Source organism: Serpentinimonas barnesii (assembly GCF_000696225.1).
Lineage (GTDB): Bacteria > Pseudomonadota > Gammaproteobacteria > Burkholderiales > Burkholderiaceae_C > Serpentinimonas > Serpentinimonas barnesii.
On the sequence record NZ_BAWN01000015.1, the window covers coordinates 153,703 to 175,242 of the forward strand.

Sequence of the window (21,540 nt, forward strand, 5' to 3'; positions counted from 1 at the left end):
CCAATTCAGCGCCGCTTTAAGCGCTCCCCTCACCCCAACAAACGCGCCAGCAGCGCCCCCTCAGTTGGCTGCCCAATCCCCAGCGGCACGTACACGTGCAGCGGGTTGCCGGGGGCCACTTGCAGCGGCGTGCCGTCCAGGCCCTGCATGGCCTCTAGGGTGATGATGCGGTTGCCGCCGGGGTGGATGACTTCGATCAGGTCGCCCACGGCGAAGCGGTTTTTGGTCTCGACTTCGGCCCAGCCGTCGGCGCGCAGGCCGCGCACTTCGCCCACGTAGTGGCTGCGTTGCAGTTGCGAGTGGCCGCTGAGGTAGTTTTGGTAGTCCTGCGCCGGGCGGCGCTCCAGCAGGCCGCCGGTGTAGCCGCGGTTGGCCAGCCCTTCGAGTTCGAGCAGCAGTTGCGGGTCAAACGGCCGGCCGGCCAGCGCGTCGTCGATGGCGCGCCGATACACCTGCGCCGTGCGCGCCACGTAGTACAGGCTCTTGGTGCGGCCCTCGATCTTGAGCGAATCGACACCGATGCGGCACAGCCGCTCGACGTGCTCGACGGCGCGCAAGTCTTTGCTGTTCATGATGTAGGTGCCGTGCTCGTCTTCCATGATCGGCATCAGCTCGCCGGGGCGGGCCTTTTCTTCGAGCAGATAAACGCGCTCGGCGGCCGGGTGGCGCGCGCCGCTGCCGCAGGTGGAGAAGGCGCCCTCGGCCTCGGTGCGGGCTTGGGCAAAGTCGAAATCGGCCTCCAACCGCTGCACCGGCACCGCCTCGCCGGTAACCGGATCGACCTCGGCGGCTTGGGTGCCGTACTCCCAGCGGCAGGCGTTGGTGCAGGTGCCTTGGTTGGGGTCGCGCCGGTTGAAGTAGCCGCTCAGCAGGCAGCGCCCGGAGTAGGCGATGCACAGCGCGCCGTGTACGAACACTTCAAGCTCGATCTCGGGGCATTCGTTGCGGATGGCCTCCACTTCGTCGAGGCTGAGCTCGCGCGACAAGATGATGCGCCGCACCCCGACGCGGTGCCAGAACTTGACCGCCGCCCAGTTGGTGGTGTTGGCCTGCACCGAGAGGTGGATCGGCACCTCGGGCCACTTCTCGCGCACCTGCATGATCAGGCCGGCGTCGGCCATGATGAGCGCATCCGGCTTGAGCTCGATGATCGGCTCGATGTCGCGCAGGTAGGTGCGCACCTTGTCGTTGTGGGCGATCAGGTTGCTGGTGACGAACAATTTTTTGCCGCGCGCACGCGCCTCGGCCATGCCCTGGGCGAGTTGTTCGAGGCGGAATTCGTTGTTGCGCGCGCGCAGCGAGTAGCGCGGCTGGCCGGCATAGACGGCGTCGGCGCCGAAGTCGTAGGCGGCGCGCAGCTTGTCGAGCGAGCCAGCCGGCAGCAGCAGTTCAGGGGCTTTGAGGGTCATGGGGCGTATTTTCGGCGTTTTTGCTATTCCCTGGTGCGCGCCCGGCCCCGGCCCCTGCCCCGCCCTACCCGGCCCCCTCAAGCTGCAAGGCCGCCAGTTCCTCGTCCGTGAACACGCGCGAGCGGGTGTGAAAGGCGCGCCCCAGCGGCCCTTCGAGCGAGAAGGTGCCGCCAGTGCCCTCGATCACGTCAATGATCAGTTGCGTGTGCTTCCAAGTCTGGTACTGTGCCGTGCCGATGTAGAACGGGCAGCCGCCGATCTGACCCAGATAGACGTCGCCGCCGCCGATCGTCAGCTCGCCCAGCAGGTAGCAGTTGGCGGCGCTGTTGTCGCAGCAGCCGCCAGACTGGTGAAACATCAGCCCCGGCCCGTGCAGGCCTTTTAGCTGCTCGATCAGTTCCAGCGCCGCCGGGGTGGCGACGACTTTCTCGACCGTGGCGGCTTGGCGCATCAGAAAAACCCCAGCTTGTTTTCGCTGTAGCTCACCAGCAGGTTCTTGGTCTGCTGGTAGTGGCCCAGCATGGCTTTGTGGTTTTCGCGCCCGATACCGGACTCTTTGTAGCCGCCAAAGGCTGCGTGCGCCGGGTAGGCGTGGTAGCAGTTGGTCCAGACCCGGCCGGCCTTGATGGCGCGGCCCATGCGGTAGGCCACGTTGCCGTTGCGGCTCCAGACCCCGGCCCCAAGGCCGTACAGGGTGTCGTTGGCAATGGCCAGCGCCTCGGCTTCGTCTTTGAAGGTGGTCACGGCCAGCACCGGGCCAAAAATTTCTTCCTGGAAAATGCGCATCTTGTTGTGGCCCTTGAACAGCGTGGGCTGCACGTAGTAGCCGCCGGCCAGATCGCCGCTCATTTGCGCCTGCGCGCCGCCGATCAGCACCTGCGCGCCCTCTTGCCGCCCCAGATCGAGGTAGCTGGTGATCTTGGTCAGTTGCTCTTTGGAGGCTTGCGCGCCCAGCATGGTCTCGGTATCGAGCGGGTTGCCCTGCTTGATCGCCGCCACACGCGCCAGGCAGCGCGCCATAAAGGCGTCGTAGATCGATTCGTGGATCAGCGCGCGCGAGGGGCAGGTGCAAACCTCGCCCTGGTTGAAGGCAAACAGCACCAGCCCTTCGATCGCCTTGTCGAGAAACGCATCGTCCTTGTCCATCACGTCGGCAAAGAAGATGTTGGGCGATTTGCCCCCGAGTTCGAGCGTGGCCGGAATCAGGTTGTTGGCCGCCGCCTGCGCGATCACGCGCCCGGTGCTGGTCGATCCGGTGAAGGCGATTTTGGCGATGCGCTTGCTCTGCGCCAGCGGCAGGCCGGCCTCGCGCCCATAGCCGTTGACGATGTTGAGCACGCCCGGCGGCAGCAGGTCGGCGATCAGCTCGATCAAAATCAGCAGGCTGATGGGGGTGGACTCGGCCGGCTTCAAGACGATGCAGTTGCCAGCGCCCAAGGCCGGCGGAATTTTCCAAGCGGCCATGAGGATGGGGAAGTTCCAAGGGATGATCTGCCCCACCACGCCCAGCGGCTCGTGGATGTGGTAGGCCATGGTTTGGCTGTCAATCTCGCTGATGCCGCCTTCTTGCGCGCGGATGCAACCGGCAAAATAGCGAAAGTGGTCGATCGCCAGCGGGATGTCGGCGTTGAGCGTTTCGCGGATCGGCTTGCCGTTGTCCACCGTTTCGGCGTAGGCCAGCAGTTCCAGGTTTTGCTCAATGCGGTCGGCGATTTTGAGCAACACGTTGGCGCGTTCTGTCACCGAAGTCTTGCCCCAGGCGTCGGCGGCGGCGTGGGCGGCGTCTAGTGCCAATTCCACGTCTTCGGCGGTGGAGCGGGCGGCGCGCGTATAGACCTTGCCATTGATCGGCGAGATCACGTCGAAGTACTGGCCCTTGACCGGGGCGACCCATTGGCCACCGATGAAGTTGTGGTACTGCGGCTTGTAGGCGATCTTGGCACCTGCGGTGCCGGGGGCTGCGTAGATCATGCTGTCTTCCTCTGTGTTTGGGGTGATTGCGAACTTTGCCGATGTGGCACCCATCTCTTATCAAGTTCCGTGCCAGCCCTGCCAAAAATCGCAACCCATTGATTTTCTTGAATGCATGCACATTCAACCAAGGCCAGCATGCGATCGCCTCCTGTTTCAAAACACGACACCTGTCACAAAATTGGACAATTAAAAGGGGGCCGTGGCACAAGCCTTGCGTCTGCCCCGGCTTGTGCCTATACTGGCCCCAGAGCCCGCACAAGGGCCTAGGAGACAGACCCCATGCCCGCATCCCAGCCCGACTGGCCACTGCGCAAAATCCGGCAACATTTGCTCGATCACGGTTGCTGCCCGCCCGGCACCCTGAGAGAGGGCTTGGCGCGCTCGTGGCAACGCAGTCTGGCCGCTGGCCTCTCGCCGCTGGCTTCAAGCAAGCGCACCGATCACTTGGGCGAGGCGCAGTTGCGCCACTTGCGTGCCAGCCAGCACGCGCTGCTGGCGCACTCGCTGCCGGTGATGGAATACCTGTTCGAGCAAGTGCGCCCCGTTCCCAGCATGGTGATCTTGGCCGATTCGGGCGGCACCTTGCTGCACACCTTGGGCGAGGGGCAGTTTTTGGGCAAGGCCGAGCGCGTGGCCTTGTCGGCTGGCGCCACTTGGCACGAAGCGCAGCGCGGCACCAACGCCATCGGCACCGCCTTGGCCGAAGCCGCCGCGGTCGAAATCAACGGCGCCGAACACTACCTGGAGCGCAACGGTTTTTTGACCTGCGCGGCAGCGCCCATTTTTTCTGGCACCGGGCAGTTGTTGGGGGTGCTCGACATTTCGGCCGAACACGGCCACCGCAACCCCTACAGCCTGGGGCTGGTCAACACCGCCGCCCGCAGCATTGAAAACCGCCTGCTCTGCGCCCAACACAAGGGGCTGACGCGGTTGCACCTGCACCCACGCGCCGAGGGCATCGGCTCCTTGGGTGAAGGCATTGTGATCGTCTCCGACGACGGCTGGCTGATTGCCGCCAACCGCAGCGCCCGCGAGTGGCTGCGCCAAGGCGCCGCACCCTTGGGTGCCCTGCGGCTGGAGCAGTTTCTGCCCCACAGCGTGGAGCAACTGCAGGCCCTACAGCGCCGCCACCCGCAGCAGCCGCTGGCGCTCACTTTGCACGATGGCCGCAGCCTGTTTGCCCAATTGCACGCCGAGCCAGCCGTTTTGCACCTGCTGCCTGCGTCTGCGCAACCCGCCCCAAGCGCAGCGTCTGGCCCTGCCGCAGCCACTGTCCCCGCAACGCCACCGCCCACCACCGCCGACGACCCGCTGGCCCGCCTCGACAGCGGCGACGCGCGCTGGCGCTTGGCCTGCGCCAAGGTGCGCCGCATCCTCGACAAGCCGATCGCTCTGCTGATACAGGGCGAATCTGGCGTCGGCAAAGAGTGGCTGGCGCGCGCCGCCCACGCCAGCGGCCCGCGGCGCGCGCAGCCCTTCGTGGCGCTCAACTGCGCCGCCCTGCCCGAAGGCCTGATCGAAGCCGAACTCTTTGGCCACGCCCCCGGCGCCTTCACCGGCGCCAAGCGCGAAGGGCACACTGGCCTCTTGCGCCAGGCCCACGGCGGCACCCTGCTGCTGGATGAAATCGGCGACATGCCGCTGGCGGCGCAATCGCGCTTGCTGCGCGTGCTGCAAGAGCGCGAAGTCACCCCGCTCGGAGCCAGCAAGGCGCTGCCGCTGGATTTTTTCCTGATCTGCGCCAGCCACCGCCCGCTGCGCCCAGAGGTCGAGGCCGGGCGCTTTCGCGCCGATCTGTACTGGCGCATCAACGGCCTCACGGTCGAGCTGCCGCCGCTGCGCCAGCGCAGCGACTTTGATGCCCTCACCGCCCGACTGTTGCAAGGCATCGAGTCCGGGCGCGGCTTGGCGCTCAGCCCCGACTTGCTGCAAAGCTTTAAGCAGCACCACTGGCCCGGCAACCTGCGCCAATACGCCAGCGTGCTGCGCACCGCCTGCGCCATGCTGGAGCCGCACGAGCGCGTGCTCGACTGGCCGCACCTGGCCGACGACATTCGCGCCGAGCTGCAAGCCGCCTGCTCCGGCCCTGCCGCCACCGCAAGCACAGCCCCAGTGGCAGCTACGGCCCGTGCGGCCCCAACGGCCCCGTCTGGCCCGCAGCCCCTGCCCCCACTGGCCACGGCGCTACCCCACAGCCTGATCCAGCTCGAACAGGCTGCCGTGCAACAAGCCCTGCTCGGCAGCCGGGGCAACGTCTCGCAAGCGGCGCGCACCCTAGGCATCAGCCGCCAAACCCTGTACCGCAAACTGCAGGCGCTGGGGGCTTGAAGTTGGGGGGCTGAGGGGGCGTGGAGTCCTCACCCGGCGCTGGGATGGGCCTCAAGCTGCTGGGCCTGCAGGCGAACGCCCTCAAGCAAAACACCGCTCCAAGCAATGAAAGAATGGTACGCTACCCCGTCAGCGATGACGGGCGTGGATTGAAACCAAGAGAACGCCGCACTTCGCGCCCCCTTGGCCGGGCTCTCTCCCGCCATCGCGGGTCGCCGCATCCTATCCCGCCAACTCACCCCGCCGGATGGCCTGGCGCGCGGTACACAGCGCGTCTATGGCCTCAAAAACCCTTACAGGTACCCGATCGGCATATGTTTTGCGCTTGCCCCTGGAGATCGCACCCCCGTTTTGGAGCGCTATGGCAATCAGCGTGGAAAGGTCGGCGTCGCGCACGTCGTGATCATGCTTGATCTGCTTGTAAATCGCATCAAAATCGCCCAGCCACTGTGCCTGCCTCAGCAGATCTTGCTCTAGGGCCACCTGTGCCATGCTCAAGGTGAACTCCGCCGCAGCCGTCAGGTCCATAAACCGAAAGGCTTCGTCGGCATGGGGCTTCCAGGTAAAGAAGTAATCCTCATCCCCGGCCCACAACACCTCACACAACTCGCGTGCGGGTGCGCTGAAGTCCACTAGCGCCTGGAGGTACTCGTCTTCGTGCCGTTTCATGGCCACCGAAATGGGGAGAACCACCGCCCGTGGCAACGCGCCGGATTGGCCAAGGCAGTGGTGGATGAGAAACCGAGACAGGCGGCCATTGCCGTCCATGAAGGGATGGATGAAGACAAAGCCAAAGGAGACGATGGCCGCATGCACCAGGGGGTCTAGCTCCTGCGGCTTGCGGTTGGCCAGATCCATCAACCCGTCCATGAGAGCAGGAACCCGTTCGGGCTTGGGCGGCACATAGCGCACGCCAGCGGCACCGACACCTTTTTGCAAGCGATTTTGCTCGGAGCGAAACTCGAATGCCTGGTCGAATTCGTTGGTGATGCTCAGGCGCTGCAGTTCACACAGCAGATCTTGCGTCAACTCGTGCGCATCTCCGGCGTGCTTGAGCAGGCTCACGAATGCCTGGGCTTTGTCTCGGCTAGGCACTTCGCCCTCGATGGCGAAGGAGCCTTCGGTCTCGCTCAAGTAGGCCCAGCCCAGCGCCCTATCCAAAACCTCGATCCCAATGTTTTGTGCAAATTGGCGGGCTTGCGCCAGAATGTCTTGCTCCAGCAGGCGCTGCAAAGCCGGGGTTCTGCGCACTGTTGGACAAAACCCGATCTCGCCCAAACCGTTGAAGTCCATGCGCCATTTCGCACTTCGTCGCGATGCGCCCACACAGTAGCGCTGGGGATCAAACACGGCTTGGTAGGGCGCTGTGATCACCGCATCTCCCTGGCTGAGATTTTCCCCGGTCACCAGCTCCCAGAGGTGGCAAGCGGTCCGGACATACACCCCATTCGGGGTCGCGGCGTGCGCAGCCTCCATATCTGCCGCAGGAACCTGCTTGAGACCGGCCGCCAGCAGGTACAGGTTGACCCCTTCGTACTTCAAGGCAAAAAGGAGGTGGCCCAGTAGGGTGTCGGGCGGTGCCATGCGCGCTGGCACCATCAGGGCACCTGATGGTGTCGCAAGCATCGACTGGGTCGCCGCCAAGTGGGCTGCTCTGGCACCCAGGAAGGAGGGCAGTCGCAAGCGATCGCGCAGCCAAGCATAGCCAAGCAGGCCTGTGTTTTTTTGTAGTGAGCTCATTGCAGACGCGATTTTCTATAGCAGCGTGTGATTTTCTATAGATTGGGGCCTTGACGCAACTTTATTTATAGCGCATCAGCCGCCAAGGTCGGCGCATCCCTAGCCAAACCAAAAAAAACGGCCCCGCAGGGCCGTCGCAAACCTTTTTACCTCTGCAGCGCAGCAGGTGCGGGCCAGCCGCACGCCACCCAGCGCGCCGCCGGCCCTAGGCCACGCCTCAGACCGCCACTTCCTTGGCGGTTGCGGTGTATTCGGCGATCTGGTCGAAGTTCAGGTATTTGTAGATCGCTGCGCCGTCTTGGTTCACCACCCCCATGGCGGCGTGGTATTCGGCCACGGTGGGCAGCTTGCCCAGCTTGGAGGCGATGGCCGCCAGCTCGGCCGAGGCCAAGAACACGTTGGTGTTCTTGCCGAGGCGGTTGGGGAAGTTGCGCGTGCTGGTCGAGACCACGGTCGCACCTTCGCGCACCTGCGCCTGGTTGCCCATGCACAAGCTGCAGCCGGGCATTTCGGTGCGCGCACCGGCGGCGCCGAAGTTGGCGTAGTGGCCCTCTTTCATCAGCTCGCTGGCGTCCATCTTGGTGGGCGGGGCCACCCAGAGCTTGACCGGAATGTCGCGCTGGCCCCCGAGCAGCTTGGCGGCGGCGCGGAAGTGCCCGATGTTGGTCATGCACGAGCCGATGAAGGCTTCGTCGATCTGGGTGCCGGCCACGTCGGACAGCACCTTGGCGTCGTCCGGGTCGTTGGGGCAGCACAGGATCGGCTCTTTGATCTCGGCTAGGTCGATCTCGATCACGGCGGCGTATTCGGCGTTGGCGTCGGCTTGCAGCAGCTTGGGCTGGTCCAGCCATTGCTGCACTTTCTCGATGCGGCGCGCTAGCGTTTTGGCGTCTTGGTAGCCGTCGGCGATCATGTTTTTCATCAGCACGATGTTGCTGTTGAGGTATTCGATCACCGGCTCGGGGTTGAGCTGAATGGTGCAGCCCGCCGCCGAGCGCTCGGCCGAGGCGTCGGAGAGCTCAAAGGCTTGCTCCACCTTGAGGTTGGGCAGACCTTCGATTTCCAGGATGCGGCCCGAGAAAATGTTTTTCTTGCCCGACTTGGCCACCGTGAGCAAGCCGGCCTTGATGGCGTAGAGCGGAATGGCGTGCACCAAGTCGCGCAGCGTCACGCCGGGTTGCATCTGGCCTTTGAAGCGCACCAGCACCGATTCGGGCATGTCCAGCGGCATCACGCCAGTGGCGGCCCCGAAGGCCACCAGGCCGGAACCTGCGGGGAAGCTGATGCCGATCGGAAAGCGCGTGTGGCTGTCGCCGCCGGTGCCCACGGTGTCGGGCAGCAGCAGGCGGTTGAGCCAGGAGTGGATCACGCCGTCGCCGGGGCGCAGCGCCACGCCGCCGCGGCTGCTGATGAAGGGCGGCAGCTCGCGGTGCATTTTGGCATCGACCGGTTTCGGGTAGGCCGCGGTGTGGCAAAAGCTCTGCATCACCAGATCGGCCGAGAAGCCCAGGCAGGCCAGGTCTTTGAGCTCGTCGCGCGTCATGGGGCCGGTGGTGTCCTGGCTGCCCACGGTGGTCATGCGCGGCTCGCAGTAGGTGCCGGGGCGCACGCCTTGGCCTTCGGGCAGGCCCACGGCGCGGCCCACCATTTTCTGCGCCAGCGTAAAGCCGGCTTGGGTGGCCTTGGGTGCGGCGGGCAGGCGAAACAGCGTGGACGCGGGCAAGCCCAAGAACTCGCGCGCCTTGGCGGTGAGCGAGCGCCCAATGATCAGGTTGATGCGGCCGCCTGCGCGCACTTCGTCGAGCAGCACCTCGCTCTTGAGCTCAAAGGTGGTGAGGGTGGCGCCGCCCTTGAGGATTTTGCCCTCGTAGGGCAGGATGTCGATCACGTCGCCCATTTCGAGCCGGCTCACATCGACTTCAATCGGCAGCGAGCCCGAATCTTCTTGGGTGTTGAAGAAGATCGGGGCAATCTTGCCGCCCAGCGTGACGCCGCCAAAGCGCTTGTTGGGCACGAAGGGGATGTCTTGCCCAGTGGCCCAGACCACCGAGTTGGTGGCCGATTTGCGGCTGGAGCCGGTGCCCACCACATCGCCCACGTAGGCCACCAGATGGCCTTTTTTCTTCAGCTCTTCGATGAACTGCATCGGGCCGCGCTTGCCGTCTTCTTCGGGCTTGAAGGCCGCATCGGGGCGGGTGTTTTTGAGCATCGCCAGGTAGTGCAGCGGGATGTCCGGGCGGCTCCAGGCGTCGGGCGCAGGCGAGAGGTCGTCGGTGTTGGTCTCGCCGGGCACTTTGAACACGGTCACAGTGATCTGCTTGGGCACTTCGGGGCGGCTGGTGAACCACTCGGCCGCGGCCCAGCTTTGCATCACCTCTTGCGCCCGGGCGTTGCCGGCCTTGGCCTTGGTGGCGACGTCGTTGAAGAAGTCGAACATCAGCAGGGTTTTCTTCAAGGCGGCGGCCGCCACACCCGCGACTTCGGCGTCGTCGAGCAGGTCGATCAGGGGGTGTACGTTGTAGCCGCCGACCATGGTGCCCAGCAGTTCGGTGGCGCGGGCCTTGGAGAGCAGCCCGACGGCGATGTCGCCATGCGCCACGGCGGCCAAGAAGCTGGCCTTGACCTTGGCCGCGTCGTCCACCCCCGGCGGCACGCGGTGCGTAAGCAGGTCGAGCAAAAACTCGGCTTCGCCGGCGGGCGGGTTTTTGATGAGCTCGATCAGCTCGGACACCTGTTTGGCGTCCAGTGGCAGCGGCGGAATGCCGAGTGCGGCGCGCTCGGCGGCGTGTTGGCGGTAGGCTTGCAACATGATTATCACTCCAGAAAAAAAGGTTTAGTTAGCGGGTGGCCGCTGGGCCACATCGAACAGGCTGGGGCCGGGGTTGCGCTGCATGGCGGCGGCCACGGCCTGCTGCACGGCGTTGGCGCAGTCGTCGAGCAGGCGCCGGCCTTGGCGTTGATTGAGCAAAATGGATTTGTTGGCCAACTGCAGCCAGACCACGCCTTGGGCCCGGTCTTCGAGCCGGATGGCGCCGGTGCTGGTTTCCACCGGGCGCAAGCGGTAGGTCTGCCGATCCAGGCTAAGGCGGAAAAAGCCCGGCTCTTGCGCGTCGGCCTCGATGCGCACGCTGCGCCCTTGGGCACAGCTCTTGCTTCCCACGTGCACCAGCGCGGCCGTGGCCCGTTCGCGCTCGCTCAAGGGGGTGTCGGCCGGGGTGCCGGCTTGCACCGTGGGCACGGAGCGGCCGCTGCCTTGTGCGTGGGCCGTTGCCAAGGCGCCGCCGGCCAGCAGGGCTGCAAGCAAGCTCAGACCGAGCACAGACCGAGATACCCGCAGGGCGCGGGGCCTGCCACTGGCCGAAAGCAAGGAAATTTGCATAGCATTCGATGGCATGGCAGGCTCCTGTTAAAAAAGTAGCGGGCGGTGCTCAAGGGCGCAGGTGCTGCACGGTCGGTGGCGGCACAAAAAACCGAGCCAACGCCGCATCGAGCGCGGCCCCGGTTTGTTGTGCGCGCTCCAGCACTTGCCAATGGTAGCGGTAGCTGGCGCGGTCGTGCAATTGCCCTTGGTGCGAGATGGGCGCCCAATCGGCCTGCGCTGCCGCCAGAATAATCGCGGTGGCCAGATCGAGCTCGTCGGCCGGCGGGGCAAAGGCTTGCAGGATGGGCTCGATCTGCTGCGGGTGGATGCTCCACATGCGGCGGTAGCCAAACTCGTGCGCCGCCCTGTGCGCCGCCTGGCGCAGCGCGGGCAGGTCCTTGATTTCGGTGACCACGCAGTGCGCGGGCACCTTGCCGTGGGCATGGCAGGCGCTGGCGATTTCGAGCTTGGCGCGGCGCACCAGCGGGTGGCTGAACTGGCCCTGCACCCCCATGGCCGAGGCTGGAATGGCCCCGCCGTGCGCCGACACAAAGTCCATCAGGCCAAAGCTGATCGACTCCACGCGCGCGTGCGCCGCCAGCTCGAACGCCTGGTGCAGCGCCAGCGGCGACTCGATCAGCACATGCAAGGGCAGCGTCGTGCCCCCAGCGGCATCCACCGCTAGCACGGCGCGCTGCACATCGGCCAGCCCCTCGACCTTGGGCAGCATCAGGTAGGCCAGCCGCGCCCCGGCTGCACCGACGATGGTGGCCACATCGGCCTCGAAAGCCCGATGATCGACCGGGTGCACCCGCACCCCGACGCGTGGCTGAACCGCAGCGGTCCAATCCAGCCCCTGCAACAGCTCGACCACCCGCGCCGCGTGCTCGGCCTCGCCGCCCACGGGGGCGCCGTCTTCGCAGTCGAGCGTGACATCGAACACGCAGCGGCCGTGGCGCTGGCTGTATTCGGCCTGCAGCGCCAGGCTTTTGCGCATGCGCGCCGGCACGCCGCTGTAATGGTCGCAAACCGGCAGCAAGCGCTGGCCGGCTTGGGGACCCAACAACACGTCGCGCGGGTGCATGGTGCGGCTGCCTGGATGCAATTACAGCAGGTGCCGCACCCCGTCTTGCTCACCTTGGAGTTCGGCCAAGGTCTTGTTGATGCACTCTTGGCTGAAGGCGTCGATCGGCAGTCCTTCGACGATCTGGTAGTCGCCGCCCGAGCAGGTCACGGGGTAGCCGAACATCACCTCTTTGGGGATGCCGTATTCGCCGTTGGAGGGCACGCCCATCGTCACCCACTCGCCGCCAGTGCCCAGCGCCCAGTCGCGCATGTGGTCGATGGCCGCATTGGCCGCCGAGGCCGCCGACGACAGGCCGCGCGCTTCGATGATGGCCGCGCCGCGCTTGCCCACCGTGGGCAGGAACACGTCTTTGTTCCATGCGTGGTCGTTGATCATGTCTTTGACCGAGGCGCCCGCAATGGTGGCAAAGCGGTAGTCGGCGTACATGGTCGGGCTGTGGTTGCCCCACACCGCCAAGCTCTTGATCGAGGCCACTGGCTTGCCGGTTTTGGCCGCCAGTTGGCTCAGGGCGCGGTTGTGGTCCAGCCGCAGCATGGCGGTGAAGTTGCGCGCCGGCAGGTCGGGGGCCGACTTCATGGCGATGTAGGCGTTGGTGTTGGCCGGGTTGCCCACCACCAGCACTTTAACGTTGCGGCTGGCGACGGCGTTGAGTGCCTTGCCCTGGGCCGTGAAGATCGCGCCGTTGATGGCGAGCAACTCGGCCCGCTCCATGCCGGGGCCGCGCGGACGCGAGCCGACTAACAAGGCGTAGTCGGTGTCTTTGAAGGCGGTCATGGGGTCGCTGTGCGCTTCCATGCCGGCCAGCAGCGGGAAGGCGCAGTCGTCGAGCTCCATCATCACGCCCTTGAGCGCTTTTTGGGCTTTTTCGTCGGGGATTTCGAGCAGCTGCAGGATCACGGGCTGATCCTTGCCCAGCATTTCACCGGAAGCGATGCGAAACAGCAGGGCATAACCAATTTGGCCAGCGGCACCGGTGACGGCCACGCGAACGGGCTTCTTGCTCATGTAAACACTCCAAATAATGCACAGGTTGAAAAAAAGCGCTCGATGACCCGAGTGTACCCCGGCTTGCCCTGCGCGTCAATTTGTCTTGTGTCTTATATAAGATATGATTGGGGCAACGCATATGGGTTCCGCCTTATCCTCCACCGCACCTGCTCCGGGCGCCAGCGACGGCAGTTCGGCTGCAGCCACGCCCGCCTTCAGCCCCTTGTACCAGCAAATCAAGGCGCTGTTGTTGCACAGCTTGCAAAACGGCGAATGGAAGCCGGGCGAGCCGATTCCGAGCGAGGTCGAGCTGGCGGCGCGCTTTCGTGTCAGCCAGGGCACGGTGCGCAAAGCCATCGACGAACTGGCCGCCGACAACCTGCTGCGCCGCCGCCAAGGCAAGGGCACTTTTGTGGCCACGCACGCCGAGCAGCACGTCTCGTACCGCTTTCTGCGCCTGCACCCCGACCGCGGCAACCCCGACGCCGACGGCCCAGCCGAACGCCAGATTCTGTCATGCCAGCGCCTGCGCGCCCCGGCCGACGTCGCCGTTGCACTGGGCTTGCGCGCGGGCGACACGGCGGTGCAGGTGCTGCGCGTGCTGGCCTTTCAGGGCCGGCCGACCATCTTGGAGCAAATCTGGCTACCCGGCACGCCCTTCAAGGGGCTCACGTTAGAGGTCTTGACGCAAGACCAAGGCCCGATGTACGCGCTGTTCGAGAGCCAATTTGGCCTGAGCATGGTGCGCGCCGAAGAAAAGATTAAAGCCGTGGCTGCCGACCCAGAGGCCGCCGAGCGCCTGGGTGTGGCACCCGGCACGCCGCTGCTGAGCGTCGAGCGCATCGCCTACACCTACCACGACACCCCGATGGAGCTGCGCCGCGGCCTGTACCGCACCGATCACCACCACTACCGCAACCATTTGAGCTAAGCAAGACCAAGCCAAACATAACCATAGACCGACCGCGCAAATGTTGCGTTGCAATAGAATCCGACAGGTCGACGTCAGGGTTATCGTGCAGACTCAAAAATTGACCCGAACGCCCTTACCGCCTCCTCCGCTCCATCCGCACCACACCCCAACCACAGGTCCACACCATGGCTGAATCGCGCACCACACCGCGGCCCGAGTTTCGCAACATCAACGCCTTCAGTGATCTGCCCAGCTACCGCCTGCCGGCAGCGGGCTGGGTCTCGATCCTGCACCGCATCAGCGGCTTGCTGCTGTTTTTGCTGCTGCCTTTCATCGTCTGGATGTTCGACACCTCGCTCTCATCCGAGCTGTCCTTTGGCGTGTTTGCCTCGGCCTTCACGGCCGGCATAGCCTTCGTGCCGGCCTGGTTCGTCAAGCTGGTGGTGCTGGCCCTGATCTGGGCCTTTTTGCACCACCTGATCGCGGGCCTGCGCCACGTTTACATGGACGCCACCCACAGCGTGGGCAAAGCCTTTGGCAAATCCTCTGCCGTCGCCACCTTGGTGCTTAGCCTGGGCCTCACGGCTGCGCTGGGCGCCAAGCTGTTTGGCCTGTACTAAAAACCACAGCAAACCCTAGGAGCACATCACCATGGCAGTCAACTACGGTTCCCGGCGCAACGTCAGCGGCGCCCACTACGGCTTGCGCGACTGGCTGATGCAGCGCGTCAGCGCCACCCTCATGGCCTTGTTCACCCTGCTGCTGCTGGCGCAGGTGCTGCTGGTCAGCGGCCCGATCGGCTACGAAGTCTGGGCCGGCATCTTTGCCCAAACCTGGATGAAGTTCCTCACCTACGCCCTGATCGTGGCGCTCATCTGGCACGCCTGGGTGGGGGTGCGCGACATCTGGATGGACTACGTCAAACCGGCCGGGCTGCGCCTGGCGCTGCATGTGTTCACGCTCGTCTGGCTGGTCGGCTGCGCCGGCTGGGCCTTCCAAGTGCTCTGGAGACTCTGATTCATGGCTGCTCTCACCTCTTCCCTGCCCCGGCGCCGCTTTGACGTCGTCATCATCGGGGCCGGCGGCTCCGGCATGCGCGCCTCGCTGCAACTGGCGCGCGCTGGCCTCAACGTGGCTGTGCTCTCCAAAGTGTTCCCGACCCGCTCGCACACCGTGGCGGCGCAAGGCGGCATTGGGGCATCGCTCGGCAATATGAGCGAAGACAACTGGCACTACCACTTCTACGACACCGTCAAGGGCTCCGACTGGCTCGGCGACCAAGACGCGATCGAGTTCATGTGCCGCGAAGCACCCAAAGTGGTCTATGAGCTGGAACACTTCGGCATGCCCTTCGACCGCAACCCGGACGGCACCATCTACCAGCGCCCCTTTGGCGGCCACACCGCCAACTACGGCGAAAAACCGGTGCAGCGCGCCTGCGCCGCCGCCGACCGCACCGGCCACGCCATGCTGCACACCCTGTACCAGCAAAACGTGGCGGCGCGCACCACCTTCTTCGTCGAGTGGATGGCGCTCGACCTGGTGCGCAACGCCGACGGCGACGTGCTGGGCGTGACCGCGCTCGAAATGGAAACCGGCGAAACCTATTTGCTGCAAGCCAAAACCACGCTGCTGGCCACCGGCGGTGCCGGGCGCATTTTTGCCGCCTCTACCAACGCCTTCATCAACACCGGCGACGGCCTAGGCATGGCAGCGCGCGCGGGCATCCCGCTGCAAGACATGGAATTCTGGCAGTTCCACCCCACCGGCGTAGCCGGGGCCGGGGTGCTGCTCACCGAAGGCTGCCGTGGCGAAGGCGCGATTCTGCGCAACGCCAGCGGCGAGCGCTTCATGGAGCGCTACGCCCCCACCCTCAAAGACTTGGCCCCGCGCGACTTCGTCAGCCGCTGCATGGACCAAGAGATCAAGGAAGGGCGCGGCTGCGGCCCCAACAAAGACTACATCAACCTCGACATGACGCACTTGGGTGGCGACACCATCCTCAAGCGCCTGCCCTCGGTGTTCGAAATTGGCCACAACTTTGCCAACGTGGACATCACCAAGGAACCCATCCCGGTGGTGCCCACCATCCACTACCAGATGGGTGGCATCCCGACCAACATCCACGGCCAGGTGGTGCTGCCCGACGGCAGAGGCGGCCAGCGCCCGGTGCAGGGCCTGTACGCCGTGGGCGAGTGCGCCTGCGTATCGGTACACGGAGCCAACCGGCTCGGCACCAACTCGCTGCTCGACCTGCTGGTGTTTGGCCGCGCAGCCGGCAACCACATCGTCAACACGCTGGAGCGCAAGGCCGAATTTGCCGACCTGCCGGCCGACGCCGCCGACCGCTCACTGGCCCGGCTGGCCCGGCTCGACACCTGCACCGAGGGCGAATACGCCCAAAACGTGGCCGACGATCTGCGCACCACCATGCAGCAACACGCCGGGGTGTTCCGCACCCAGGCCAGCATGGACGAAGGGGTGGGCAAGGTCAATGCGCTGCGCCAGCGCGTGCAGGCCATCGGCCTGAAAGACAAATCCAAGGTTTTCAACACCGCCCGCATCGAGGCGCTGGAAGTGGAAAACCTGATCGAAGCCGCCCAAGCCACCATGAGCTCGGCCGCCGCCCGACGCGAGTGCCGCGGTGCCCACACCGTGAACGACTACGAGCGTGCCGCCGACGACGCCGAGTTCCCGCTCGGCCGCAACGACCGCGACTGGATGAAGCACACCCTGTGGCACAGCGCCGACAACTCGCTCAGCTACAAGCCGGTCAACCTCAAGCCACTCACGGTGGCCTCGGTTCCGCCCAAAGTCCGCACCTTCTAAAGCTGCCGACGCGCACCCCACCCGGAGCACCTGAACATGGCCCTACGCACCTTCAAAATCTACCGCTACGACCCCGAGCGCGACGCCAAGCCCTACATGCAGACCCTGCAAGTGGAGCTGAGCGGGCACGAGCGCATGCTGCTCGACGCGCTGATGAAGCTCAAGGTTGTCGATCCCACGCTCTCGTTTCGGCGCTCCTGCCGCGAAGGCGTGTGCGGCTCCGACGGCATGAACATCAACGGCAAGAACGGCTTGGCCTGCCTGACCAATATGAACACGCTCAAGGGCGAGATCGTGCTTAAGCCGCTGCCCGGGCTGCCGGTGGTGCGCGACCTGATCGTGGACATGACGCAGTTTTTCCAGCAGTACCACAGCATCAAGCCGTATTTGATCAACACCAGCCAGCCGCCGGAAACCGAGCGCCTGCAGTCGCCCGAGGAGCGCGAAGAGCTCAACGGCCTGTACGAGTGCATTCTGTGTGCGAGCTGCTCCACCGCCTGCCCGAGCTTTTGGTGGAACCCCGACAAATTCGTCGGCCCGGCCGGTTTGCTGCAAGCCTACCGCTTTTTGGCCGATAGCCGCGACCAGGCCACCGCCGAGCGGCTCGACAACCTCGAAGACCCGTACCGCCTGTTTCGCTGCCACACCATCATGAACTGCGTCGATGTCTGCCCCAAGAGCCTGAACCCGACCCAGGCGATAGGCAAGATCAAGGAAATGATGGTGCGGCGCGCCATCTAACGGTATGACCCCCACGCTTGCCACTTCGTGCGCTGCGCTGCCCCCCGAGGGGGCTGCCCCGCCTTGGGACGGCCCGGCGGCGGAAGGCATGGCCCCCACGCTTGCCACTTCGTGCGCTGCGCTGCCCCCCGAGGGGGCTGCCCCGCCTTGGGACGGCCCGGCGGCGGGGCTGGCCTCCACGCTTGCCGACGCCGACCCGATTGATGAGCGCGCGCTCAGCAAGCTGCGCTGGCGCTGCAGGCGCGGCTTGCTGGAAAACGACCTGCTGCTGGAGCGCTTTTTTGCTCGCATGGGGACCTCGATCAGCCAGCGCCAGGCGCGCGCCATGCACACCCTGATGGACTTGTCCGACCCCGACTTGCTCGATTTGCTGCTCTCGCGCAAGCCCCCCGGCCCCGAGCACAGCAGCGCCGAGGTGCTGGAGCTGCTGCAGCAGTTGCGCCCGGTCGCGCAGCAGCCCGCCTAGCCCGATCCCCCCAAGTTTTAGCCCCTTTTACCCTTCACCCCATAAGGATGTCGCATGAAACTCGCTGACCACAAAGCCACCCTGTCCTTTAGCAACGGGGCTCCGAGCATGGAGCTGCCGGTTTATGCCGGCACCATCGGCCCGGACGTGATCGACATCCGCAAGCTCTACGGCCAAACCGGGATGTTCACCTACGACCCGGGCTTTCTCTCGACCGCCTCGTGCCAGTCGGCCATCACCTACATCGACGGCGACAAGGGCGAGCTGCTCTACCGCGGCTACCCGATCGAGCAAATCGCCACCCAGTGCGACTACCTCGACACCTGCTACCTGCTGCTCAACGGCGAGCTGCCCAACGAAGGCGAGCGCAACGGCTTTCACAAGCTCATCCTGAACCACACCATGGTCAATGAGCAGATGCAGTTCTTCATGCGCGGCTTCCGGCGCGACGCGCACCCCATGGCCGTGCTCACCGGCTTGGTGGGCGCCTTGTCGGCCTTCTACCACGACAGCACCGACATCAACAACCCGGAACACCGGCGCATCGCCGCCATCCGCCTGATCGCCAAAATGCCGACCCTGGTCGCCATGGCCTACAAATACGGCGTCGGGCAGCCCTATATGTACCCGCGCAACGACCTGTCTTACGCCGGCAACTTCCTGCGCATGATGTTTGGCACCCCGTGCGAAGACTATGTGGTCAACCCGGTGCTGGAGCGCGCCCTCGACCGCATCTTCATCCTGCACGCCGACCACGAACAAAACGCCTCCACCTCCACCGTGCGCCTGTGCGGCAGCTCGGGCACCAACCCCTTTGCCGCCATCGCTGCCGGCGTGGCCTGCTTGTGGGGCCCGGCCCACGGCGGCGCCAACGAGGCCTGCCTGAACATGCTCGAAGACATCCAGGCCAGCGGCGGCATTGCCAAAGTGGGCGAGTTCATGAACCAGGTCAAGGACAAAAACTCGGGCGTCAAGCTCATGGGTTTTGGCCACCGTGTGTACAAAAACTACGACCCACGCGCCAAAATGATGCAGGAAACCTGCAACGAGGTGCTGGGCGAGCTCGGACTGGAAAACGACCCGCTGTTCAAACTGGCCAAAGAGCTGGAAAAAATCGCCCTCGAAGACGACTACTTCGTGCAGCGCAAGCTCTACCCCAACGTCGATTTCTACTCCGGCATCGTGCAGCGCGCGATTGGCATTCCGGTCAAGCTCTTTACCGGCATCTTTGCGCTGGCGCGCACCGTGGGCTGGATTGCCCAGCTCAATGAGATGATCGGCGACCCAGAGTATAAAATTGGCCGTCCGCGTCAGTTGTTCACCGGCTCACCCCGGCGCGACGTGCCGACGCTGATTAAGCGCTGATTCTTCAGACCCAGCCCGGCCCCCACCCGGCCCCGCTCTGCTTGGCGTGAGCGGGGCTTTGTCACCACCTGAAGGCACTGCCCACGCATGGGACGCACGCTCTACGACAAAATCTGGGACGAGCACGTCGTCCACACCGAGCCCGACGGCACCGCCGTGCTCTACATCGACCGGCACCTGGTGCACGAAGTCACCAGCCCGCAGGCCTTCGAAGGGCTGCGCGAGGCCGGGCGCAAGGTCTGGCGCGTCAGTTCGGTGGTGGCCACGGCCGACCACAACACCCCCACCACCGGCTGGGAGTTGGGCTACGAGGGCATTGCCGACCCGATCAGCAAAGAGCAGATCACCACGCTCAACACCAACATCGCCGAGTTTGGCGCCGCCGCCTTCTTCCCCTTCATGCACCCGCGCCAAGGGATCGTGCACGTGGTGGGGCCAGAAAACGGCGCCACCCTGCCCGGCATGACCGTGGTCTGTGGCGACTCGCACACCTCCACCCACGGCGCTTTTGGGGCGCTGGCGCACGGCATCGGCACCAGCGAAGTCGAGCACGTGCTGGCCACCCAAACGCTGCTGGCCAAAAAGGCCAAGAACCTGCTCATCCGCGTCGAGGGCCAACTGCCCCAGGGCTGCGGCGCCAAAGACATTGTGTTGGCCATCATCGGCCGCATCGGCACCGCGGGCGGCACCGGCTGCACGATCGAGTTTGGCGGCAGCGCCATCCGCGCCCTGTCGATCGAAGGCCGCATGACGGTCTGCAATATGGCGATCGAGGCCGGGGCCCGAGCCGGCCTGGTGGCGGTGGACGAGAAAACCATCGCCTACCTCAAAGGGCGCCCGCTGGCCCCCAGCGGCTTGGAGTGGGAGCAGGCCGCTGCCTACTGGCGCACCCTGCAATCCGACCCGGACGCCGTTTTCGACTCCGTGGTCGAACTCGACGCAGCCCAGATCGCCCCCCAAGTGACCTGGGGCACCTCGCCCGAAATGGTGCTGCCGATCACCGGCCGCGTGCCCGACCCGGACCAGATCAAAGACGCGGGCCAGCGCGCCGCCGTGGAACGCGCGCTCAGCTACATGGGCCTGCAACCGGGCCAGCGCCTGGCCGACCTGAGTGTGGACAAGGTGTTTATCGGCTCGTGCACCAACAGCCGCATCGAAGACCTGCGCGAAGCCGCGGCCATGGTGCAAAAGCTGGGCCAGAAAGTGGCGCGCAACGTGCGTCTGGCGCTGGTGGTGCCCGGCTCCGGCCAAGTCAAGGCGCAGGCCGAGCGCGAAGGCTTGCATGAGATTTTTCGCGCCGCGGGCTTTGAGTGGCGCGAGCCCGGCTGCAGCATGTGCCTGGCCATGAACGCCGACCGCCTAGAGCCAGGCGAGCGCTGCGCCAGCACCAGCAACCGCAACTTCGAAGGCCGCCAAGGGGCGGGGGGCCGCACCCATTTGCTCAGCCCAGCCATGGCGGCGGCGGCGGCCATCGCTGGCCACTTCGTCGATGTGCGCCCTTACGCCTGAATTCCCTCACCCAGGAGTTTTGCCATGAAACCCGTCCTTACCCTGTTGCTGCTGGCCGCCAGCCTGACCTTGAGCGGCTGCTCGACCATTGCCGGCATCGGCAAAGACGTGCAGCGCGGCGGCCAGATCATCCAGGACGCCGCCCGCTAGGCCGCGCCCGCACCCCTTACGCCCCCGATGCAAGCTTTTACCGTACACCAGGGCCTGGTGGCTCCGATCGACCGCGAAAACGTCGACACCGACGCCATCATTCCCAAGCAGTTCCTGAAATCGATCCGCAAGACCGGTTTTGGCCCCAACCTGTTCGACGAGTGGCGCTACCTCGACGTCGGCCAGCCGGGGCAAGACCCGGCCAGCCGCCGCCCGAACCCCGATTTCGTGCTCAACCAGCCGCGCTACGCCGGGGCCTCGGTGCTGCTGGCGCGCAAAAATTTTGGCTGCGGCTCCAGCCGCGAACACGCGCCCTGGGCGATCGAGCAGTGCGGCTTTCGGGCCCTGATCGCCCCCAGCTTTGCCGACATTTTTTTCAACAACTGCTTCAAAAACGGCCTGCTGCCGATCGTGCTGCCCGAGCCGCAGGTGGCGCAGCTGTTCGACGCGGTACACGCCTTCCCCGGCTACCGCCTGACCATCGACTTGCCGCGCCAGTGCATCGTGCTGCCGCAGGGCGAAGAAATCGCCTTCGAGGTCAACGCCTTTAGAAAGCACTGCCTGCTCAACGGCCTCGACGACATCGGCCTGACGCTGCGCCACGCCGACAAAATCCGCAGCTTCGAAGCCGAGCGCCTAGCCACCAAACCGTGGCTGAACCGCACCTGGCTGGGCTGATCT

At 65.2% G+C, this 21,540-nt stretch carries 19 protein-coding genes; 11 read left to right on the forward strand and 8 right to left on the reverse strand.

The annotated features are described in order from the left end of the window. Window positions 1-29: 29 nt before the first annotated feature. The 3 genes from trhP to exaC all read right to left on the reverse strand — a co-directional run bounded on the left by trhP (window position 30) and on the right by exaC (window position 3,380). The gene (gene trhP, locus SRAH_RS05740) at window positions 30-1,409 is read right to left on the reverse strand and encodes a prephenate-dependent tRNA uridine(34) hydroxylase TrhP (RefSeq protein WP_029462396.1); all 1,380 of its coding nucleotides are present in this window, start codon (window positions 1,407-1,409) and stop codon (window positions 30-32) included. Window positions 1,410-1,473: 64 nt separating this feature from the next. Beyond that, a complete protein-coding gene (locus tag SRAH_RS05745; RefSeq protein ID WP_029462397.1) occupies window positions 1,474-1,860 on the reverse strand; it encodes a DUF779 domain-containing protein in 387 nt (128 codons plus the stop codon). Further along, entirely contained in the window at window positions 1,860-3,380 is a 1,521-nt protein-coding gene (gene exaC / locus SRAH_RS05750; RefSeq protein WP_029462398.1) for an acetaldehyde dehydrogenase ExaC, read from the reverse strand. The genes SRAH_RS05745 and exaC overlap by 1 nt, the downstream gene beginning before the upstream one ends. Before the next feature lie 282 nt (window positions 3,381-3,662). Here exaC and SRAH_RS05755 point away from each other — a divergent pair, with 282 nt between their 5' ends. Further along, complete coding sequence (locus SRAH_RS05755) at window positions 3,663-5,711, forward strand: sigma-54-dependent Fis family transcriptional regulator (RefSeq protein ID WP_029462399.1); 2,049 nt, start codon at window positions 3,663-3,665, stop codon at window positions 5,709-5,711. Window positions 5,712-5,933: 222 nt separating this feature from the next. On the opposite strand, the gene SRAH_RS05760 is transcribed toward SRAH_RS05755, so the two are convergent. The 5 genes from SRAH_RS05760 to SRAH_RS05780 all read right to left on the reverse strand — a co-directional run bounded on the left by SRAH_RS05760 (window position 5,934) and on the right by SRAH_RS05780 (window position 12,904). Beyond that, window positions 5,934-7,451, reverse strand: coding sequence for a Fic family protein (locus SRAH_RS05760; RefSeq protein WP_029462400.1), 1,518 nt, complete (start codon window positions 7,449-7,451; stop codon window positions 5,934-5,936). 217 nt (window positions 7,452-7,668) lie between these two features. Further along, complete coding sequence (gene acnB / locus SRAH_RS05765) at window positions 7,669-10,260, reverse strand: bifunctional aconitate hydratase 2/2-methylisocitrate dehydratase (RefSeq protein WP_029462401.1); 2,592 nt, start codon at window positions 10,258-10,260, stop codon at window positions 7,669-7,671. Between the two features lie 24 nt (window positions 10,261-10,284). Next, on the reverse strand, window positions 10,285-10,845 hold the full coding sequence (locus SRAH_RS05770; RefSeq protein ID WP_149028933.1) for a hypothetical protein: 561 nt from the start codon (window positions 10,843-10,845) through the stop codon (window positions 10,285-10,287). A gap of 34 nt (window positions 10,846-10,879) precedes the next feature. Beyond that, on the reverse strand, window positions 10,880-11,896 hold the full coding sequence (locus tag SRAH_RS05775; RefSeq protein ID WP_045476310.1) for an HpcH/HpaI aldolase/citrate lyase family protein: 1,017 nt from the start codon (window positions 11,894-11,896) through the stop codon (window positions 10,880-10,882). A 21-nt stretch (window positions 11,897-11,917) separates the two neighbouring features. Beyond that, window positions 11,918-12,904, reverse strand: a complete 987-nt coding sequence (locus SRAH_RS05780) for a malate dehydrogenase (protein WP_029462404.1) — start codon at window positions 12,902-12,904, stop codon at window positions 11,918-11,920. A 121-nt stretch (window positions 12,905-13,025) separates the two neighbouring features. On the opposite strand from SRAH_RS05780, the gene SRAH_RS05785 reads away from it, so the two are divergent. From SRAH_RS05785 to leuD, 10 genes are all read left to right on the forward strand, one after another. Then, window positions 13,026-13,817, forward strand: coding sequence for a GntR family transcriptional regulator (locus SRAH_RS05785; RefSeq protein ID WP_029462405.1), 792 nt, complete (start codon window positions 13,026-13,028; stop codon window positions 13,815-13,817). A gap of 167 nt (window positions 13,818-13,984) precedes the next feature. Beyond that, entirely contained in the window at window positions 13,985-14,419 is a 435-nt protein-coding gene (gene sdhC, locus SRAH_RS05790; RefSeq protein ID WP_029462406.1) for a succinate dehydrogenase, cytochrome b556 subunit, read from the forward strand. A 31-nt stretch (window positions 14,420-14,450) separates the two neighbouring features. Further along, window positions 14,451-14,816, forward strand: coding sequence for a succinate dehydrogenase, hydrophobic membrane anchor protein (gene sdhD / locus SRAH_RS05795; protein WP_029462407.1), 366 nt, complete (start codon window positions 14,451-14,453; stop codon window positions 14,814-14,816). Window positions 14,817-14,819: 3 nt separating this feature from the next. After that, on the forward strand, window positions 14,820-16,628 hold the full coding sequence (gene sdhA / locus SRAH_RS05800) for a succinate dehydrogenase flavoprotein subunit (RefSeq protein WP_029462408.1): 1,809 nt from the start codon (window positions 14,820-14,822) through the stop codon (window positions 16,626-16,628). Window positions 16,629-16,664: 36 nt separating this feature from the next. Further along, the gene (locus tag SRAH_RS05805) at window positions 16,665-17,369 is read left to right on the forward strand and encodes a succinate dehydrogenase iron-sulfur subunit (RefSeq protein ID WP_029462409.1); all 705 of its coding nucleotides are present in this window, start codon (window positions 16,665-16,667) and stop codon (window positions 17,367-17,369) included. Window positions 17,370-17,538: 169 nt separating this feature from the next. After that, on the forward strand, window positions 17,539-17,835 hold the full coding sequence (locus SRAH_RS05810) for an FAD assembly factor SdhE (RefSeq protein ID WP_029462410.1): 297 nt from the start codon (window positions 17,539-17,541) through the stop codon (window positions 17,833-17,835). A 54-nt stretch (window positions 17,836-17,889) separates the two neighbouring features. Continuing rightward, on the forward strand, window positions 17,890-19,200 hold the full coding sequence (locus SRAH_RS05815) for a citrate synthase (RefSeq protein WP_029462411.1): 1,311 nt from the start codon (window positions 17,890-17,892) through the stop codon (window positions 19,198-19,200). Window positions 19,201-19,287: 87 nt separating this feature from the next. After that, entirely contained in the window at window positions 19,288-20,709 is a 1,422-nt protein-coding gene (leuC, locus tag SRAH_RS05820) for a 3-isopropylmalate dehydratase large subunit (protein WP_029462412.1), read from the forward strand. A 24-nt stretch (window positions 20,710-20,733) separates the two neighbouring features. Further along, the gene (locus tag SRAH_RS12040; protein ID WP_076606990.1) at window positions 20,734-20,859 is read left to right on the forward strand and encodes an entericidin A/B family lipoprotein; all 126 of its coding nucleotides are present in this window, start codon (window positions 20,734-20,736) and stop codon (window positions 20,857-20,859) included. A gap of 27 nt (window positions 20,860-20,886) precedes the next feature. Further along, a complete protein-coding gene (leuD, locus tag SRAH_RS05830) occupies window positions 20,887-21,537 on the forward strand; it encodes a 3-isopropylmalate dehydratase small subunit (protein ID WP_029462413.1) in 651 nt (216 codons plus the stop codon). The last annotated feature ends 3 nt before the right edge of the window (window positions 21,538-21,540 follow it).

Bases quoted from the DNA above. Each gene is read 5' to 3' on its own strand.
- SRAH_RS05780 (WP_029462404.1), bottom strand. From the start codon at position 12,904: ATGAGCAAGAAGCCCGTTCGCGTGGCCGTCACCGGTGCCGCTGGCCAA.
- trhP (WP_029462396.1), bottom strand. From the start codon at position 1,409: ATGACCCTCAAAGCCCCTGAACTGCTGCTGCCGGCTGGCTCGCTCGAC.
- leuC (WP_029462412.1), top strand. From the start codon at position 19,288: ATGGGACGCACGCTCTACGACAAAATCTGGGACGAGCACGTCGTCCAC.
- SRAH_RS12040 (WP_076606990.1), top strand. From the start codon at position 20,734: ATGAAACCCGTCCTTACCCTGTTGCTGCTGGCCGCCAGCCTGACCTTG.
- sdhA (WP_029462408.1), top strand. From the start codon at position 14,820: ATGGCTGCTCTCACCTCTTCCCTGCCCCGGCGCCGCTTTGACGTCGTC.
- SRAH_RS05805 (WP_029462409.1), top strand. From the start codon at position 16,665: ATGGCCCTACGCACCTTCAAAATCTACCGCTACGACCCCGAGCGCGAC.
- sdhD (WP_029462407.1), top strand. From the start codon at position 14,451: ATGGCAGTCAACTACGGTTCCCGGCGCAACGTCAGCGGCGCCCACTAC.
- SRAH_RS05815 (WP_029462411.1), top strand. From the start codon at position 17,890: ATGAAACTCGCTGACCACAAAGCCACCCTGTCCTTTAGCAACGGGGCT.
- SRAH_RS05760 (WP_029462400.1), bottom strand. From the start codon at position 7,451: ATGAGCTCACTACAAAAAAACACAGGCCTGCTTGGCTATGCTTGGCTG.
- SRAH_RS05775 (WP_045476310.1), bottom strand. From the start codon at position 11,896: ATGCACCCGCGCGACGTGTTGTTGGGTCCCCAAGCCGGCCAGCGCTTG.
- SRAH_RS05755 (WP_029462399.1), top strand. From the start codon at position 3,663: ATGCCCGCATCCCAGCCCGACTGGCCACTGCGCAAAATCCGGCAACAT.
- SRAH_RS05770 (WP_149028933.1), bottom strand. From the start codon at position 10,845: ATGCCATCGAATGCTATGCAAATTTCCTTGCTTTCGGCCAGTGGCAGG.
- SRAH_RS05745 (WP_029462397.1), bottom strand. From the start codon at position 1,860: ATGCGCCAAGCCGCCACGGTCGAGAAAGTCGTCGCCACCCCGGCGGCG.
- leuD (WP_029462413.1), top strand. From the start codon at position 20,887: ATGCAAGCTTTTACCGTACACCAGGGCCTGGTGGCTCCGATCGACCGC.
- exaC (WP_029462398.1), bottom strand. From the start codon at position 3,380: ATGATCTACGCAGCCCCCGGCACCGCAGGTGCCAAGATCGCCTACAAG.
- sdhC (WP_029462406.1), top strand. From the start codon at position 13,985: ATGGCTGAATCGCGCACCACACCGCGGCCCGAGTTTCGCAACATCAAC.
- SRAH_RS05785 (WP_029462405.1), top strand. From the start codon at position 13,026: ATGGGTTCCGCCTTATCCTCCACCGCACCTGCTCCGGGCGCCAGCGAC.
- acnB (WP_029462401.1), bottom strand. From the start codon at position 10,260: ATGTTGCAAGCCTACCGCCAACACGCCGCCGAGCGCGCCGCACTCGGC.